We start from the raw sequence: 15,333 nt of genomic DNA on the forward strand, positions 1-15,333 counted from the left end.
GACCCCGCCCCATCCGAGACCAGACCAGCCACACCCGATCACGGCCCGCGCCACCAACAACCAGCCCCGTCCCGACACACCCCTAGACCGACGGACCAACCCGCCACGGCGCTCCGAGCCGGTCACCGACCTTCACACACAGCCACGCCAAACGGACGTTGATCTCTGCGTCACAAACCGGACCACCGGCTCCCCTGGCCACACCCATTAGCGGTAGTTAGGACTTACTCGTCTAGGGGCGCAGCGTGTCGACGCGTGACACCGCCTGGTCGATCTGGGCCTCGGTGAGACGGCCGGTGCGCACCAGGTTGACGACGTTGTCGAGGGTCTCGTCGACGATGTTCGGGTTGTAGACCTGCTGGTTGGCGAAGACGAGCAGGTCGAGGCCGGCGACGAGGCCCAGCGTGACCGCCTCGTCCTGGCCGTACCGGTTCAGGATCGCGGCGGCCTGCATGTCGTCGCTGACCGTCGGGCCCTGGAAGCCGAGCTGGCCGCGGAGCAGGTCCGTGACGACCGCCCGCGACAGCGAGGCCGGCAGGTTCGGGTCGAGCTGCCGGATGAGCAGGTGGGCGACCAGCACGGAGTCGGCCAGGCCGGCGCCGATCAGCCGTTGGAACGGTGCCAGCTCGGCCCGCGTCCACGTGCTGCTGACGTCGACGACGTCGAAGTCCGTGTTGCCGGTCGCGGTGCCGAAGCCCGGGAAGTGCTTGAGCGACGTCTTGACGCGGGCCGCCCGGTGGACCTGGATCTCCTCGGTCGCGTTGGAGACGACGACGTCGGTGTTGGCGGAGAAGCTGCGGCCGAGCTGGCCGATCGCGGGGTTGTTCGGGTTGATGTTCAGGTCGACCACCGGCGCGTAGTTGAGGTTCGCGCCGATCGAGGTGAGGCTGCCGACGATCTGCTGAGCCCAGGCCCGGGTCACGGCCGGCGAGTTCCGCGCACCGATCTCGGCCTCCGACTGCGTCGCGGGAAAGCCGTTGCTCGGGTTGAGGCGGGCGACCTGGCCGCCCTCCTGGTCGATCGACACGATCAGCGGGCCGGATGCGGCGTCCTTCAAGCTCTTCACGAGGGCGGTGACCTGCGCCGGCGAGGTGATGTTGCGCGGCGCGTTCGTGCCGATCTCGCGGTCGAAGAGGATGACGCCGCCGAGGCCGTCCCGGATCGCCCGCACGATCCAGTCGTTGCTGTCGACCGTCTCGCCCCGGAAACCGACCACGAGCAGGCTGGCGATCTTGCGGCGGAGGGCGGCCTCGTTCGAGATGCTGGGTGAGGACGCGGGGCGCGGTGACGGTGACGCCGGCTGCCGCGGGGGCGTCTCGGCGTTGGCGCCGCAGCCCGCGAGACCCGCGACCACGGCCGAGCCGACACCCGCGAGCAGCCGCCGCCGGGTCACGGATGCATCTTTCACCCGATACACGGTACGGGTGATCATCGGACACAGCGGGCATATCGATCGGCTTCGCGTCAGCCCCGCAGCGTGGCGACCGCCTTCTCGATCCGCCGCGCACGGGTCTCGGGCTTCTTGGCGCTCTCGATCGCGCGTACGTGCTCGCGCTTCTGGCTGTGGGAAAGCGTGTCCCACGCGGCGCGGGCGGCCGGGTCGTCGTCCAGCGCCCGCGCGAAGTCCTCGGGCTCGACGACGACCCGTGGCTCGGTGTCGAGCTCGAGCTCCACCTCGACCTCGTCGCCGATCGCGACACCGGCGGCCTGCCGGTTGGCGTTGCTGAGGCCGAGCAGGTGACGGCCGCGCATGATGGCGACGCGGCTCTTCCACGTGTGCCCGTTCACCGTGATCGTCACCGGCGGCCGCGCGGCCCCGCCGAGCGCCTCCACCACCGCGGGTGGGACTTCCAGGCCCCGCATGGGCTCGGGCGGCTCGACGAGGGTGCGAAATTTCATCGCTTTGGTCCTAACCGGTCAGGAGGCGTACGTGGTGACCTTCCACAGGTAACCATCCGGGTCGCTGAGGTAGCCGAAGTATCCGCCCCACCGGGCTTCGGCGGCGGCCCTCACCTCGCTGCCGCCGGCGGCCACCGCGTTGCGGATGGTCTCGTCCACCACCTCCCGGGAGTCGGGGTTGAGGTGGAACGAGGCGCCGCGGAAGCCGGACCCCTCCGGCGAGACACCGGCGTCCTGGGCGGCCGCCTCCCACTCGTACAGTGCCAGCTGTGGGCATCCTTCGCCCAGGGTGAACGAGACGAAGCCGCGGGTGTCCTTGTCGATCTGGAAGCCCAGCCCTTCGGCGTAGAACTTCTTGGCGCGCTCCAGGTCCTGGACGCCGAGCATGAACGCGCTCATGGGAAGTGACACTTTCTCTCCTTGGGGTTCGCGCTGTCACACCGGTTCGGTTTCGCCGGTCAACTGGTATGACAGGCCGCGACGAAGGAACGTGACAGATGACCGAACACGATTGGCTCAGGGAACGGTTCGACGAGAACCAGGAGCGCCTGCGGGCTGTGGCGTACCGGATGCTCCGCACGCGCGGTGACGCCGAGGACGCGGTGCAGGAGGCATGGCTGCGGGTCAGCCGCGCGGACGTGAGCGGGGTCGAGAACCCGGCCGGCTGGCTGACCACGGTCGTCGCCCGGGTCTGCCTCAACATGCTCGAAGCACGGCGGGCGCGGCCCGAGGAACCGACGGAGGCCTTGCCGGAGGCTCCCGCCGACGGCGCGGCCAACCCCGAGGACGAGGCGCTGCTGGCCGACTCGGTCGGCGTGGCGCTGATGGTGGTGCTGGACACGCTGACGCCGGCCGAGCGGCTCGCCTTCGTCCTGCACGACGTCTTCGACGTGTCGTTCGGTGAGATCGGCGGCATCATCGACCGCTCACCCGTGGCGGCCCGCCAGTTGGCCAGCCGGGCGCGACGCCGGGTGCAGGGAGCCGCCGCCGCGTCCGACGCCGCACGATCCCGCAAGCGGGAACTGATCGCGGCGTTCCTGGCCGCCTCCCGGAACGGAGACTTCGACGCCCTGCTCGCGTTGCTCCATCCGGACGCCGTGACCGGCGAGGCTCGCGGCGCCCACGCGGTGGCGGCGGTCTTCGCCGGACGGGCTCAGGCCGCCCGACTGGCGCTGGTCGACGGCGTTCCGGCGGCCGTGTACGCGCACCGCGGCCTAGCGAAGGCCGTCTTCACGTTCGCCGTCGACAACGACAAGATCACCGGCATCGCCATCGACGCGGATCCCGACCGCCTCCGCGCGCTCGACATCGTCTTTCTCAGGATGGGTCAGCGAGGTCCCGACGAGCTGGCGGGGAACAGCACCGACCCGGAGGCGAACGTCGGGCCGGTTGACCGGCGGGAGTAGTCCCGCCGGCACGACGGTCACCCCGAGTGCGACAGCGGGGTGGCACGATGCGTGCTGTGAGTTGGCACCTGCTGGTGACGCCCCTGCACACCGTGGCCGGGGACGGCGGGTTCGAGTGGTTGGCTGACGCTGGCCGCGGTGTTGGCCGCGGTGGTGGCGCTGGCGTCCCGGGCCGGGCCGCTCCTGGTGTTCGACGACAGCGGCGACCAGGTGTTCGTCGTGTCGCCGGACGACGATCCGACCCACCTCGCAACGCACTGGCCGTGGCATGTCGGATCCGGGGCGAGTCGTTCGTAGAGCAGGAAGAGGCGGCCGCACGTGGCCGCCGGGACGAAGGAGTCATGGCATGACGCGGTACCTGATCTCGTTCAACGACGGCGCGATGGACCACATCCGCGAGGAGGACGTGCCCGAGGTCGGCAAGGCCGCGCACGCGGTGGTCCAGGAGGCCTTGGACGACGGCGTGTTCGTGTTCGGCGCCGGGTTGCAGAGTCAGCGGGCGAGCGTCGTGGCCACGGACGGGATCGTCTCCGACGGCCCGTACCCGGAGACCAAGGAGGTCATCGGCGGGTTCGTGGTCGTCGACGTGCCCTCCCGCGAGGAGGCGCTGACGTGGGCGGCCAAGATCGCGGTCGCGTGCCGCTGCGCCCAGGAGGTTCGTGAGCTTCTGCCGGACCCCAGACTCGACGCCATGCTCGACCGCGCCGCCCGGCGATGACGGAACGGCTTCCGCGGGTCAACGGCCCGCGGAAGCCTCGCCAAAGCGTCAGTACGGGTAGTGCACCGGCAGGTCGGTCGTGGTCAGCCAGCGTCGTTGCGTGAACTCTTCCAGGTTGTCGTCGCCGCCCGAGCGGCCTCCCAGGCCGGACAGGCCGATGCCGCCGAACGGGGCCAGGGCCTCGTCCTGGGGCGTCGCGTCGTTCACGTGCGCCATGCCGCCGCGCAGTCGCCGCGCGATCGACAGGCCGCGCCGCAGGTCCGCGGTCACGACCGAGTTCACCAGGCCGTAGTCCGTGTCGTTGACGACCCGCACGGCCTCCTCCTCGTCCGCCACCACCAGGACCGGGGCGATCGGGGCGAAGATCTCCTCCTGCCACAGCCGCATGTCGGTGGCGACGGACGTGACGACCGTCGGGCGGAAGAACGGCGCGTCCGACGCGCCACCGGTCATCACCGTCGCACCGTCCGCCACCGCCGAAGCCAGCATGGTCGCGGCCCGGGCGTGCTGCCGCTCGTTGATCATCGGACCCAGACCCACCTGCCCCGTGTGCGGGTCACCGACCACGATGGCGGCGGCCCGGCGCGCGAGCTCGGCCACGTACGCGTCGGCGACAGCCGCATGCACCACGTGCCGGCCCGCGGTGATGCAGGTCTGGCCCTGGTAGTGGAAGCTCGACCAGGCACCGATCATCGCCGCCTGCTCAAGGTCAGCGTCGTCGAGGACCACGAGCGCGTTGTTGCCACCCAGCTCCAGCGACACCTTCTTGAGCAACCCACCCGCGGTGGCAGCGATCGACCGCCCGACCGCACTCGACCCGGTGAAGTGCACCATCGCCGTCGCCGGGTGGGCGACCAGGCGCTCACCCACGTCCGCGCCGCCCTGCACTACCTGGAACACGCCCTCGGGCAGGCCGGCCGCCGCGAACAGCTCGGCCAGGAAAGCCCCGCCGGACAGCGGTGTCTCCGGTGACGGCTTCAGGACCACCGTGTTGCCAAGCGCGAGTGCGGGCGCGATCACCCGCATGCCCAGCACGAGCGGGAAGTTCCACGGCGTGATGGCCGCGACCACGCCCAGCGGCACCCGTTCGGCCAGGCTGAACCGGCCGGCGTGGTTGGACGGGCGCACCTCGCCGATCGGCCGGGCGGCCAGGGCGGCGGCCTCCAGCAGTTCGGCACCCGCGGCGCCGATCTCGTAGTCGGCCTTGCCCGGGATCGAGCCGGTCTCGCGGACGATCAGGTCGCGCGTCGTCGCGGCCCGGTCGGTGAGTGCGGCGGCGGCCCGGCGCAGCACCGCCGCCCGTTCGGCGTAGGTGAGCGCGGCCCACGCGGGCTGCGCCGCCGCGGCCCGCGACACCGCGGCATCGACGTCGGAGGGCGCGGAGACCGGGACGGCGCCGAGGCTCTCGCCCGAGGCCTTGTCCAAGGAGCTAAGGGTGGACATCACAACTCCTCACGAAGCAGGAAGGGAATGGCGCCGGGCCAGGGCGACCGCCCCCGCGACCGGCGATGCGTCGAGCAGATGGACGGTCAGGTCCGGGCGCGACCGGGCGAGGGCGTCCCGGAACGCCGCGAACAGCGACGGCTGGCTCGTCATGACCCCGCCGGCGGCCACGACGTCGCCGACGGCGCCCGACGCGAGCAGGACGTCGACGAGTCCGGCCAGCGATGCCCCGCCCTCGGCGATCACCCGGCGCGCGTCGGAGGAGCCCGACGCGGCCGCGGCGAACACGGTCGGCGCACGCGAGCCCCAGTGCGTCGGGTCGGTGTTGTCGTTGACGGTGCGGGCCAGCCCGGCCGCGCCGGACACCCCGAAGCCTTCGAGCAACATCGGCAGCAGTACGTCCCGCGGGCCACCCGCGTCGTGCCGGGTGAGCGCCGCCCGCACGGCTTCCCGCACGAGCGCCGGCGCGCTGCCCTCGTCGCCGAGGACCCAGCCCCACCCACCGGCGAAGCCGAGGCTGCCGTCGGGGCGCACCGCGACGGCGATCGAGCCGGTGCCGGCGATCACGCCGATGCCACTGACGAGACCGGCGGCGGGCACGAGCAGCGCGGCATCGTTGGTCACCGTCGCCGGAACCCCGGTGACGGCCGCCAACTCCCGCCCGAGCGACGCGCAGTGCTCCTCGGTGTCACACCCCTGCGCACCGGCACCGATGGCAGCGACGGCGGACCCGGCCGGCAGGTGCCGGGAAACCACGCCCGCGATCCAACCGGCCGCAGCGGCGACCGGCGAGGCCGCCCAGTCCCCGCTGGGCTCGACCACGTCCACCAACCGGGAGCCGTCGACGGTCTCGACCCGCACATGGGTCTTGGTGCCGCCGATGTCGAGGCCGACCAACAGGCTCACGACACCGGCACCTTCGTGTCGTCGTGGTGGAACACGAACTCCTCGATGTCGACGCCGGCCTGGGCCGCGGCCCGGCCGACGAGCACCTGGAGCACGATCGCCTCGAGGATCGCCCGCTGGTTGGGTGGCACCGCGGGCAGCCGCACCACCTGCAGCAGTGGCGACGGCGGCACGTCGTCGGTCGTCACCAGGATCACCGGGTTCCCGGCGCCCGACAGCGTGCGGGCGACCGCGATCTCCCGCTGCTCGCCGATGAGCACGTGCGCGGTGCCGCCGGCCGACTCCATCGCGCCGTGCAGGTACTGCCGCGTGCTCATCCCCGTCGCCGGCAGCCGCACGACCTCGCGGAAGAGCAGCGCTCCCGCTTCCGCGGAGCCGACCGACGGGCCGGCGCCGGCGAAGTCCGCGGACCTTGCGCCCGCGAACGTCGCGGCGAGATCGTCGGCCCGTTCGGAGAGCACCGCTTCGAGAGCACTGATCCGCTCCGGCAACAGTGCCCACTGCGGGTCCACCCGCCCGCCGTCCCAGGCCTCGGCGATCATGCCGAGCCCGGCGACGGTCGCGGTGTAGCCGATCGTCGACGCGTAGCTGTCGGGCAGGTCGCCCAACGACAGGTGCCGGGCCGCTGCGGCGCCGATGGGTGACGGGTCCACATTGGTCACCGCGTAGCGCAGCGGCTCGTCAACCGACGCGAGCACGGCCAGGGTCTCGGCGCTGCGACCGCTCTGCGACACGGCGAGCAGCGGGTGACGGCTGGCCGGATACGGCACCGGGTGGTCCCCGGCGCTGAGCCGCCACGAGTGGATGCCCCTCGAGCGCAAGGTCCAGGTCGGCGCGCAGGCCGCGGCGAAGCTCGCGCCGATGGCGACGAAGACCGGGCCTGGGCCGCGGAACCAACCGTCGGCCTGCCTGGCCGCGACCTCGGTGCTCAACCGTCGCAGCGCGCCTTCGAGCACGCCCACCTGCTGTGCGCGGGCGGCGGCGAAGGTGATGTGACCCTCCGGCGTTGACATAGCTGTTCTCCGTACGTGTGAAGGGCTGATCAGGCGTGGCAGTGGTCGCCGCCGCTGGCGGGAACGTCCAGCGTCGGGTTGCGGCCGAAGAACCCGGCCGGCTTGAGGACGAAACCGGTGGTGTCGACCGGCATGACCGGCCAGTCCTCCGGCCGCGGGAAGTGGGTCAGCCCGAAGGTGTGCCACACGACGATGTCGGTGCCGTCGACGTCCCGGTCGGCAGCGATCCAGGCGGGCATCCCGGCGCCGCCGGGGTGCTGGTTGACGAAGTCCCCCGCCGGATACTGCTCGGCCGGGTCGTACGCGGTGACCCACAGGTGCCCGGTGGCGAAGGTGGCCCGGGCGTGCAGATCCGACGAGGCGTCGGCGAGCAGCACCGGCTGGCCTTCCGGGTGCAGCACGTAGGCGACGTCGCGGCCGAGCCGGTTCGGCACCGACGGGTTGCCGATCCGCCAGACCCGCCCACGGTTGCCGTCCGCGAGCCGCGGCGCGTCGCTCTCCCGGCGCAGCCGGGTCACCCGCTGGGTGATGCCCGTCCCGGTCGGGTTGTCCGGCCCGCGCGGCACCGCGACCGCGTCGACCTCCTCGACGTAGTTCGCGGGTCCGTCCACGGTGAAGTCCAGCCGCGCGCTGAACAGATGCTGGTGGTGCGGGGCGCCCAGCGCCGGCGCGACCTCGCTCGCGAACGCGTAGTCACCGCCGGGGTGGCCCGAGGTGAACACGACACCGGTGGCCTTGACCTCCAGCTCGATCGTGCCGTCGAGGTAGAAGTACCAGTAGAAGCCGTAGTCGTAGTTGCCGACGGTCACGAAGAAGGAGACGACGAGCCGGCGGTTGCGGCGCACGTCGCTGGAGCCGGTGAAGCTGCTGGTGTGCTTCCAGAGCACGCCGGCGTCCTCCTCGTGGATGCAGATCGCCTGCGGGATCGTGCGCGGCCGGCCGGCGTTGTCGGCCACGACCGCGTCGAGGTAGGTGATGTCGCCGACGCAGTCGCACCCGAGCTCCAGCGAGTTGGCGAAGTTGCCCAGCAGGTACTCGCCGCCGTCGAAGAACGTCTGGAACCAGCGCTGCGGGCTCGGATCGGCGTACGGCACGACCATCTCGGCGATCGACGCCCGGTAGAGGACCGGCCGCCCCGCGATCGAGATGTCGCGCAGCACCAGGCCTTCGCGGGAGTCGAAGGACACCTGGAGCTTCCAGCCGAGCCACTCGAGCACGTTGTCCGCGTCGATCGTGAAGCTCGGGCCGTCCGGCTGGGTGATCTCGATCGGCCGGAAGCCCTCGCGGGTCGGGCCGTTGAACTCGGCCAGGTGGAAGTTGCCGTCCTCCTGCGGGACGGCCAGCAGCGCCGCGTCGACCACGTCGACGACTTCCCGGGCGATGACGTCCACGTACGCGACTACGCCGTCGACCGGGTGCGCCCACGGCAGGTCCTGGGGGTGCTTCTGCAGGAAGGTGAAGGTGCGCTGGAGGCGACGGCCGCGCTCGGCCTCGGTCATCGCCGCGCCGGCCGACAGCGGCTGCACCCGCAGCACCGAGAGGTCCGTCAGGCCCCGGCGGTGCATGGCGGCGAGCCAGCGCGGGTCCTGGTGCACGATCTCCTCGACCATCGCGAACTCGAGCATCACGACCGGCACCTGTCCGTCGCGGGCGGGCTCGAGCCGGGCCGAAGAGACCACCCGATCCTCGGAAGGGCACACCACGACGTCGTGCGACGTGCCGTCGGCCATGTCGATCAGCATCGCGCGCAACCGCCGCGGCGGCGCGGCGTCAAGGAGCAGCCGCTTGTCGGGCTCCAGCAGCCCGAGGTACGCCACGTGGGTCGTGGAGGTCAGCAGGCCACTGTGGACAAGGAGCTCGCGGGCGGCCGAGATCTCCTCGGCTCGAAGCGGTCCGAGCGCCCTCGATGGTTCAACCACGGCGAATCCTCCTCTGACCAGTGGGATACCCAATGTCGACCACACAATACCAATTTTGCCTCGCTGGTACAGGGTGGCCAGTTAAGCAATCACGAGACAAGGACGAATCCCTGGAAAATGGCCGAACCGCAGGAACCCTCTGGTCTTCTGTGGTTTGCACAAACCGTGATCTTCCGCGATGATGCGGAGGTGACCGAGGCTGCGATGTCCACGTCGATCCGCGCCGACCACCCGGAACCGCTGTGGATCCAGGCCGTGAACCTGATCAAAGAACAGATCGCTACGGGTGCGCTGAAACCGGGCAGCCGGCTCCCTCCGGAGCGCGAGCTGTGCGAGCGGCTCGGCATCAGCCGGGTCACGCTGCGCAAGGCGCTGACCACCCTGGTCGAGGAGGGCGCGCTGAGCTCGTCGCACGGCCGCGGCTGGTACGTGGCGGCCGGCGCCACCGCACGCGAGTGGCCGAACAGCCTGGAGTCGTTCAGCGAGACCGCCAGCCGGATGGGCCTCGCGCCGAGCTCCACGGTGCTGCGGCAGGAGGTCGTCGCGGCCGACCTGGACCAGGCCGAGCTCCTCTCGATCGCGCCCGGGACCCCGCTGTTCGTCCTCGAGCGGGTCCGGCTCCTCAACGACGTCCCGATCGCGCTGGACCTCACCCAGGTGCCGGCCGAGTTCGTACCCGGGATCACCGACGTCGACTTCCGCACCGGTTCGCTCTACGACCACCTCGCCGCCGCCAACCTCGACCCGGTCAAGGCCGACGCGACGGTCGAGGCGCAGCAGGCCGACGCCTACCTCGCCGAGCAGCTCCAGCTCGAGATCGGCAAACCGGTGCTGGTGATGCGCCAGCTCGTGTTCAGCCCGACCGACCGGCCGCTGTTCTCCTCGGTGGTGCGCTACCGCGGTGACCGCTACCGGCTGCGGACCTTCTTCCTGCGCAGCGCGCCGACCCGGCCGGCATGGGGACCACGCTAGAACCGTCATTTTCCGATGCCCTGGCTCAGGCCCTGGATGAACTGCCGCGAGAAGACCACGAACAGCACCACCAGCGGCACCGCGCCGAGCGTCAGCGCACCGAGCAGCGCCGGGTAGTCGTTGAGGAACTGGCCGACGAACTGCTGCACGCCGAGCGTCACCGTCTGGTTCTCCTGGCTGGGCGCCAGGATCAGCGGGAACCAGAGGTCGTTCCAGATCGGCAGCATCGTCACCGACGCGACCGCGGCCAGCCCCGGACGCACCAGCGGCAGGACGATCGAGAGGGTACGCAGCTCCCCCGCGCCGTCGATGCGCGCGGCTTCCTTGAGGTCGTGCGGCACCGACCGGAAGTACGTCATCAGCAGCGCCACGGCCAGCGGCAGGCTCATCGCGGTGTAGACGAGGACCAGCGCGGTGAGCGTGTCCATCAGCCCCCACGAGATCATCGTCTTGAGGATCGGCACCGTGCCGAGCCGGATCGGCAGCATGATGCCGGCGACGAAGAACCCGCCCACGAGCGGCGCGAACCGCACCTTGTACTCGGTGAGCGCGAACGCGGCCAGCGTCGCCAGCACCAGCGTCGCGACCGTGCTGCCGACCGTGACGACCAGGCTGTTGCGGTAGTTGTCGACGAAGTGCCCGCGCTGGAAGACCCGCTCGTAGCCGGCCGCGCTGAACGTGTCCGCCGTGGGCAGCGCGAACGGATGCTCGAAGATGGCCGGCGTCGTCTTGAACGAGTTGACCACGATCAGCAGGATCGGCGCGATCGCCAGCACCGCGAACACGATCAGCAGGGCGTGCACCACGAGGGTGCCGGCGCGCTCGGAAGAGGCCTTCATGTTTCCACCACTCACAGCTCGTACGACCTCAGCCGGCGATGCAACAGACCGAAGTACGCGCCGGTGATGACGAGGATGATCAGGAAGATGACGCTGGCCACGGTGGCGCCCAGGTCGAGGTCGGCGAGCTGGCCGCTCGATCCGAAGAACGTGCGGTAGAACAGCGTGCCGAGGATGTCGGTGCTGTAGTTCGGGCCGGGCGCCGAGCCGTTGAGGGCGAAGACGAGGTCGAACCCGTTGAACGTCCAGATGTACGTCAGGATGGCGATCAGTCCGAACTGCGGCGCGATGAGCGGGAACTTGATGCGCCAGAACGTGGTCCAGCCGCCGGCGCCCTCCACCCGGGCCGCCTCCAGCACGTCGTTGGGCACGGCGAGCAGTGCGGCGTACAGGAAGATCATCGGAATGCCGACGTACTGCCACACCGACATCAGCGAGATGGTCGGCAGCGCCGTGTTCTCGTTGCCGAGCAGCGGGTAGTCGACCAGTCCCCACAACGGGTTGATGACGAGCCGCCAGATGAACCCGACGATCACCACCGACAGGGTGGTCGGGATGAACAGCAACGTGCGGTAGAGGCCGGTGGACCGCCGCAGCCGCCCCGAGGTGAGCAGCGCGGCCAGCAGCAGCCCGACCGGCACCTCGACGAGCAGGTGGATCGCGAAGAACTCCAGGTTGTTGACCAGCGCGTTCCAGAACCGCTCGCTCGTCGTCGGGTTGGTGAACAGGTAGTGGTAGTTGTCGAGCCCGACGAACCGCGCCACCTCGCCGTCGGTGTCGAACAGGCTGTAGTACATGGAGTTCAGCAGCGGCAGCGCCGCGAAGAGCACGTAGACCGCGAGCGCGGGCAACGTGAACGCGAGGAAGTACCGGTAGTGGGCCCTTCGCACGGGCAGTCCTTTCGGTGGTGACGGGGATGTGCGCGGGGCACATCCCCGTCAGTGCCGCTATTTCTGCGGCTCGTACCAGGCAGACAGGCCCTTCTGCAGTTCCGCGGTGGCGTCCTGCGCGCTGAGGTCCTTTGTGTACATGAGCTGCAAAACGCGCCACACCTCGTCGTCGAAGGGCGGCGTGCCGGCGCTGAGCCGGTCCAGGCCGAGCCGCGGCGTGAGCTTGGCGCCCTGCTTGAGGTCGGCGAACTCCTGCGCGAGCGTGTTGGTGTAGGTGACCGGCTCCTTGCCCATCGAGAAGAACCCGGGCAGCTTGTTGACGTACAGCGACAGGAACTCCGGTGTCGCGGTCCAGGCGAGGAACGTCTCCGCCTCGGCCTTGTGCTTGCTGGCCGCGCTGATGCCGATCGCCATGTCCGGCATCTCCTGGACGTAGCGCTCGCCGCCCGCGGTCGCCGCCGGAGGCCCGAAGACGCCGACGTTGAGGTTGCCCACCGCGACCTGGTTGATGTCCCAGGAGCCGTCGGGCAGGATCGCGGCCTTGCCGAGGGCGAACAACTGCGTCATGTCCGCGTACTTCAGACTCTCGGAACCCTTCGGCAGGTATGGCTTCCAGGCGTCGAACGCCTCGAAGGCGGCGACGAAGTCCGGGTCGGTGACCTTCTTGGTGCCCTTGATCAGCCCCTGCCGGCCGTCCTCGCCCTTCCAGTACGCCGGGCCGATGCTGTAGAGCCCGTTGTAGGCGAGCTGCCAGGACTCGGCCGAGCCGAGCGCGAGCGGTGCGTACTTCCCGTTGTCCTTGATGGCCCGCAGCACCGACAGGAACTCGTCCTGCGTGGTCGGCACCTTCAGGTTGAGCTCGGTGAAGATGTCCTTGTTGTAGAAGAAGCCGGCGAGGACCGCGGCGGTCGGCAGGCAGTAGGGGCTGCCGTCGTCGCCGGCCCACGGGTCGAGCGCGAGCTTGTCGAAAGCGTCCAGCATCGGCTTGCCGTCGAGCTTCTCGAAGTACCCCTTCTTGATCCAGGACCGGTTCACGTCGTACGGCCGGCAGGTGATCAGGTCGGGTCCGGTGCCGCCGTCCACCTGCGACTGGATCGCGGCGTTGTATTCATTGGTATTGGTCGGGCTGAACTTGACGTCGATGTTCGGATGCGTCTTCTCGAAGGCCGGCAGGATCTCGTCCTGCCACATCGCAAGGTCCTCGGTGCGCCAACTGCCGAGTGTGAGCACGACCTTGCCGGAGTCACCGCCGCTCGCCGACGGGGAGCAGCCCGAGGTCAGGACGACTGCCGCCGCCGCGACCAGCGCAACGGACGCACGTAGTGCACGCATGGAGTTGCCTCTCGTCATCGTTGCCATCGCGCGGCTCCCCCCGGCGGCCGGCGCCTGAGGCGGGAGCATATACAGGTAGACCCAGTGGTAACAAGAGGTACAGCTTTGGTTTGCAGTGATGCTAGGGTGCGGGTCCACCGCGTACCACTTGCTGGTTTGGAGGGGTCCATGATCGGGGTCGGCCTGCTCGGGTCCGGGTTCATCGGCGAGACCTACGCCGAAGCGCTCGACGACGTTCGCGACGCACGGCTCGTGGCGCACTACTCCCGCTCCCCCGAGCGGGCCGCCGCCTTCGCCGCGAAGCCGGGACGGGACACGAGACCACACGAAACCATGGCGTCGCTGTGTGCGGACCCGGCCGTCGACCTGGTCGTCGTCGCCCTGCCCAACGAGGTGCACCTGGAGGCCGTGCGCCTCGTCGCCGCGGCCGGCAAGGGCGTCATCTGCACCAAGCCGCTGGCCCGCACCGGGTCAGAGGCCGCCGAGATCCTGCGGGTGGTCACCGACGCCGGGATCTGGCACGGGTACGCGGAGAGCTCGGTGTTCTCGCCCAACATCGCCAAGGCACACGAGATCGTCGCGGCCGGCGGCATCGGCGACGTCCTGTGGATGCGGGCGCGCGAGGGACACTCCGGTCCGCACGCGCCGCACTTCTGGGACGCGGAGACGGCCGGCGGCGGAGCGTTGCTCGACATGGGCTGCCACACCATCGAGTCGGCCCGGCACTTCTTCGGCCGCGACAACCCGATCGTCGAGGTCTTCGCGTGGGGGGCGACGCTCGCCCACCAGGACAAGACCACGGGTGAGGACACGTCGATCGCGCTGCTGAAGTTCGCCGGCGGCCAGGTCGCCTCGATCGAGAGCTCCTGGGTCGAGCAGGGCGGCATGCAACTGCGACACGAGATCGTCGGGAGCGCCGGCCGCCTGGTCACCGACACGGCCTCGACGCCGGTGTGGGGCTTCATCACCAAGCCGGTCGGCTACCTCGTGGAGAAGGCCGACGCGGACACCGGCTGGGTCTACCCGGTGCCGGAGGAGACCCGCGCCTACGGCTTCTCGCAGGAGATGCGCCATTTCGTGGAACGCTTCGCGGCGGGCGAGCCTCCATTGGAGACGTTCCACGACGGCTGGGTCGTCAACACCGTCGTGGACGCCTGCTACCGCTCGATGAAGTCGGGCCGCTGGGAGCCTGTCGTCTGACAGCTGCCGCACGGCCTGCGTCAGTCGGCCCGGGGGTCGCCTCCCGCGCGCTTACGTTGCCGACCTTGCATGACGGCCGCGGCTACGGCTGCCGCCACCGACAGAGTCGTCAGCAGCAACGCCGGCGCCACTACACCGGCGATGTCTTCGCCGGTGCCGCGGGCGAGCAGCATCACCGTGACGATGCCCGCGACCGTCAGGGCTCCGACGGCGAGCGCGGCGTATTTGACGGTTCTGAAGACGTTTCCCGCCATCGTCAGTCTCCCAACGTGTGTCGCCCGCTCCCGGACGACGCCCGCGAGGGTTTCCAGGAAGATCCAGAGGGTGAACGCACGTCCAGGGCGTTCGCGGCGGAGGTCCGCGAACGTCTGCGCCATGCTGTGAGCGAAGCGCTCGCGGAACGGCCTCGGATAGAGGCGGAGCAGCATTGTGTACCAGCGCACGCTAGGCACCCGCCGTCTTGGGTCGCAGCGACCGGGCGACTGCCACGACCTCGCGATAACGCTGTAGCTCCGCCCCGAGCGCCTGCTGCCCGAGTGCGGTGATGCGGTAGTAGACGCGGCGCTCGTCGTCCAGGCTCGGGTCGATCCTCCGGTCGCTCTCGGCGATCAACCCCGCGTCGGTCATCCGGCGGATCGAGCCGTACAGCGTGCCCGGCCCCATCGTGACCTTCCCCTTGGAGTCGGACTCGACCTGCTTCATGATCCCGTAGCCGTGCCGGTCCTGCGCCGAGAGCGCGAGCAGGATGTGCAGCACCGCCGGAGTCAAGGGTCCGCCGCGCGCCATGCACCGAAAC

17 protein-coding genes are annotated in these 15,333 nt (G+C 70.2%); 5 read left to right on the forward strand and 12 right to left on the reverse strand.

Annotated features, from left to right (window positions below):
- Nucleotides 1-232 precede the first annotated feature (232 nt).
- The 3 genes from AB0J88_RS33070 to AB0J88_RS33080 are packed head-to-tail and all read right to left on the reverse strand — an operon-like array spanning nucleotide 233 to nucleotide 2,310.
- Complete coding sequence (locus AB0J88_RS33070) at nucleotides 233-1,408, reverse strand: glycoside hydrolase family 3 N-terminal domain-containing protein (protein ID WP_364356942.1); 1,176 nt, start codon at nucleotides 1,406-1,408, stop codon at nucleotides 233-235.
- A 56-nt stretch (nucleotides 1,409-1,464) separates the two neighbouring features.
- Nucleotides 1,465-1,899 carry a YdeI/OmpD-associated family protein gene (locus AB0J88_RS33075; RefSeq protein WP_364356939.1) on the reverse strand — a complete coding sequence of 145 codons (435 nt, stop codon included), beginning with the start codon at nucleotides 1,897-1,899 and terminating at the stop codon, nucleotides 1,465-1,467.
- Between the two features lie 18 nt (nucleotides 1,900-1,917).
- Nucleotides 1,918-2,310, reverse strand: coding sequence for a VOC family protein (locus tag AB0J88_RS33080; protein ID WP_364356936.1), 393 nt, complete (start codon nucleotides 2,308-2,310; stop codon nucleotides 1,918-1,920).
- Between the two features lie 86 nt (nucleotides 2,311-2,396).
- Here AB0J88_RS33080 and AB0J88_RS33085 point away from each other — a divergent pair, with 86 nt between their 5' ends.
- The 3 genes from AB0J88_RS33085 to AB0J88_RS33095 all read left to right on the forward strand — a co-directional run bounded on the left by AB0J88_RS33085 (nucleotide 2,397) and on the right by AB0J88_RS33095 (nucleotide 4,023).
- Nucleotides 2,397-3,305, forward strand: a complete 909-nt coding sequence (locus AB0J88_RS33085) for a sigma-70 family RNA polymerase sigma factor (protein WP_364356933.1) — start codon at nucleotides 2,397-2,399, stop codon at nucleotides 3,303-3,305.
- 138 nt (nucleotides 3,306-3,443) lie between these two features.
- Nucleotides 3,444-3,602, forward strand: a complete 159-nt coding sequence (locus tag AB0J88_RS33090) for a hypothetical protein (protein WP_364356930.1) — start codon at nucleotides 3,444-3,446, stop codon at nucleotides 3,600-3,602.
- Nucleotides 3,603-3,651: 49 nt separating this feature from the next.
- Nucleotides 3,652-4,023: a YciI family protein gene (locus AB0J88_RS33095; protein ID WP_364356927.1), complete on the forward strand. Its 372-nt coding sequence runs from the start codon at nucleotides 3,652-3,654 to the stop codon at nucleotides 4,021-4,023.
- Nucleotides 4,024-4,071: 48 nt separating this feature from the next.
- Here AB0J88_RS33095 and AB0J88_RS33100 read toward each other — a convergent pair whose 3' ends face one another.
- Genes AB0J88_RS33100 through AB0J88_RS33115 form a run of 4 tightly spaced genes read right to left on the reverse strand, consistent with a single transcriptional unit; the run spans nucleotide 4,072 to nucleotide 9,304 of the window.
- Nucleotides 4,072-5,466, reverse strand: a complete 1,395-nt coding sequence (locus AB0J88_RS33100; protein ID WP_364356924.1) for an aldehyde dehydrogenase family protein — start codon at nucleotides 5,464-5,466, stop codon at nucleotides 4,072-4,074.
- 9 nt (nucleotides 5,467-5,475) lie between these two features.
- Nucleotides 5,476-6,372 (reverse strand): BadF/BadG/BcrA/BcrD ATPase family protein, encoded by an 897-nt coding sequence (locus AB0J88_RS33105; protein ID WP_364356922.1) that lies wholly within the window; start codon nucleotides 6,370-6,372, stop codon nucleotides 5,476-5,478.
- Nucleotides 6,369-7,385: an SIS domain-containing protein gene (locus AB0J88_RS33110; RefSeq protein WP_364356920.1), complete on the reverse strand. Its 1,017-nt coding sequence runs from the start codon at nucleotides 7,383-7,385 to the stop codon at nucleotides 6,369-6,371. Before AB0J88_RS33110 ends, AB0J88_RS33105 begins: the two co-directional genes overlap by 4 nt.
- A gap of 29 nt (nucleotides 7,386-7,414) precedes the next feature.
- Nucleotides 7,415-9,304 (reverse strand): primary-amine oxidase, encoded by a 1,890-nt coding sequence (locus AB0J88_RS33115; protein WP_364356917.1) that lies wholly within the window; start codon nucleotides 9,302-9,304, stop codon nucleotides 7,415-7,417.
- A 189-nt stretch (nucleotides 9,305-9,493) separates the two neighbouring features.
- Here AB0J88_RS33115 and AB0J88_RS33120 point away from each other — a divergent pair, with 189 nt between their 5' ends.
- Complete coding sequence (locus AB0J88_RS33120; protein ID WP_364356914.1) at nucleotides 9,494-10,276, forward strand: GntR family transcriptional regulator; 783 nt, start codon at nucleotides 9,494-9,496, stop codon at nucleotides 10,274-10,276.
- 5 nt (nucleotides 10,277-10,281) lie between these two features.
- Here AB0J88_RS33120 and AB0J88_RS33125 read toward each other — a convergent pair whose 3' ends face one another.
- From AB0J88_RS33125 to AB0J88_RS33135, 3 genes are read right to left on the reverse strand one after another with little or no spacing between them, the layout of a single operon-like run.
- Entirely contained in the window at nucleotides 10,282-11,115 is an 834-nt protein-coding gene (locus tag AB0J88_RS33125; RefSeq protein WP_364356911.1) for a carbohydrate ABC transporter permease, read from the reverse strand.
- A gap of 11 nt (nucleotides 11,116-11,126) precedes the next feature.
- Nucleotides 11,127-12,005, reverse strand: coding sequence for a sugar ABC transporter permease (locus tag AB0J88_RS33130; RefSeq protein WP_364356908.1), 879 nt, complete (start codon nucleotides 12,003-12,005; stop codon nucleotides 11,127-11,129).
- A 57-nt stretch (nucleotides 12,006-12,062) separates the two neighbouring features.
- Complete coding sequence (locus tag AB0J88_RS33135; RefSeq protein ID WP_364356905.1) at nucleotides 12,063-13,337, reverse strand: extracellular solute-binding protein; 1,275 nt, start codon at nucleotides 13,335-13,337, stop codon at nucleotides 12,063-12,065.
- 168 nt (nucleotides 13,338-13,505) lie between these two features.
- Between AB0J88_RS33135 and AB0J88_RS33140 the strand changes: the two genes are divergently transcribed.
- Nucleotides 13,506-14,537, forward strand: a complete 1,032-nt coding sequence (locus tag AB0J88_RS33140; RefSeq protein WP_364356902.1) for a Gfo/Idh/MocA family oxidoreductase — start codon at nucleotides 13,506-13,508, stop codon at nucleotides 14,535-14,537.
- A 20-nt stretch (nucleotides 14,538-14,557) separates the two neighbouring features.
- On the opposite strand, the gene AB0J88_RS33145 is transcribed toward AB0J88_RS33140, so the two are convergent.
- On the reverse strand, nucleotides 14,558-14,965 hold the full coding sequence (locus AB0J88_RS33145) for a hypothetical protein (protein WP_364738112.1): 408 nt from the start codon (nucleotides 14,963-14,965) through the stop codon (nucleotides 14,558-14,560).
- A 16-nt stretch (nucleotides 14,966-14,981) separates the two neighbouring features.
- A complete protein-coding gene (locus AB0J88_RS33150) occupies nucleotides 14,982-15,323 on the reverse strand; it encodes a PadR family transcriptional regulator (protein WP_364356896.1) in 342 nt (113 codons plus the stop codon).
- Nucleotides 15,324-15,333: the final 10 nt, after the last annotated feature.

Origin of the sequence: Asanoa sp. NPDC049475 (assembly GCF_040676915.1) — a bacterium.
Classification (GTDB): Bacteria; Actinomycetota; Actinomycetes; order Mycobacteriales; family Micromonosporaceae; genus Asanoa.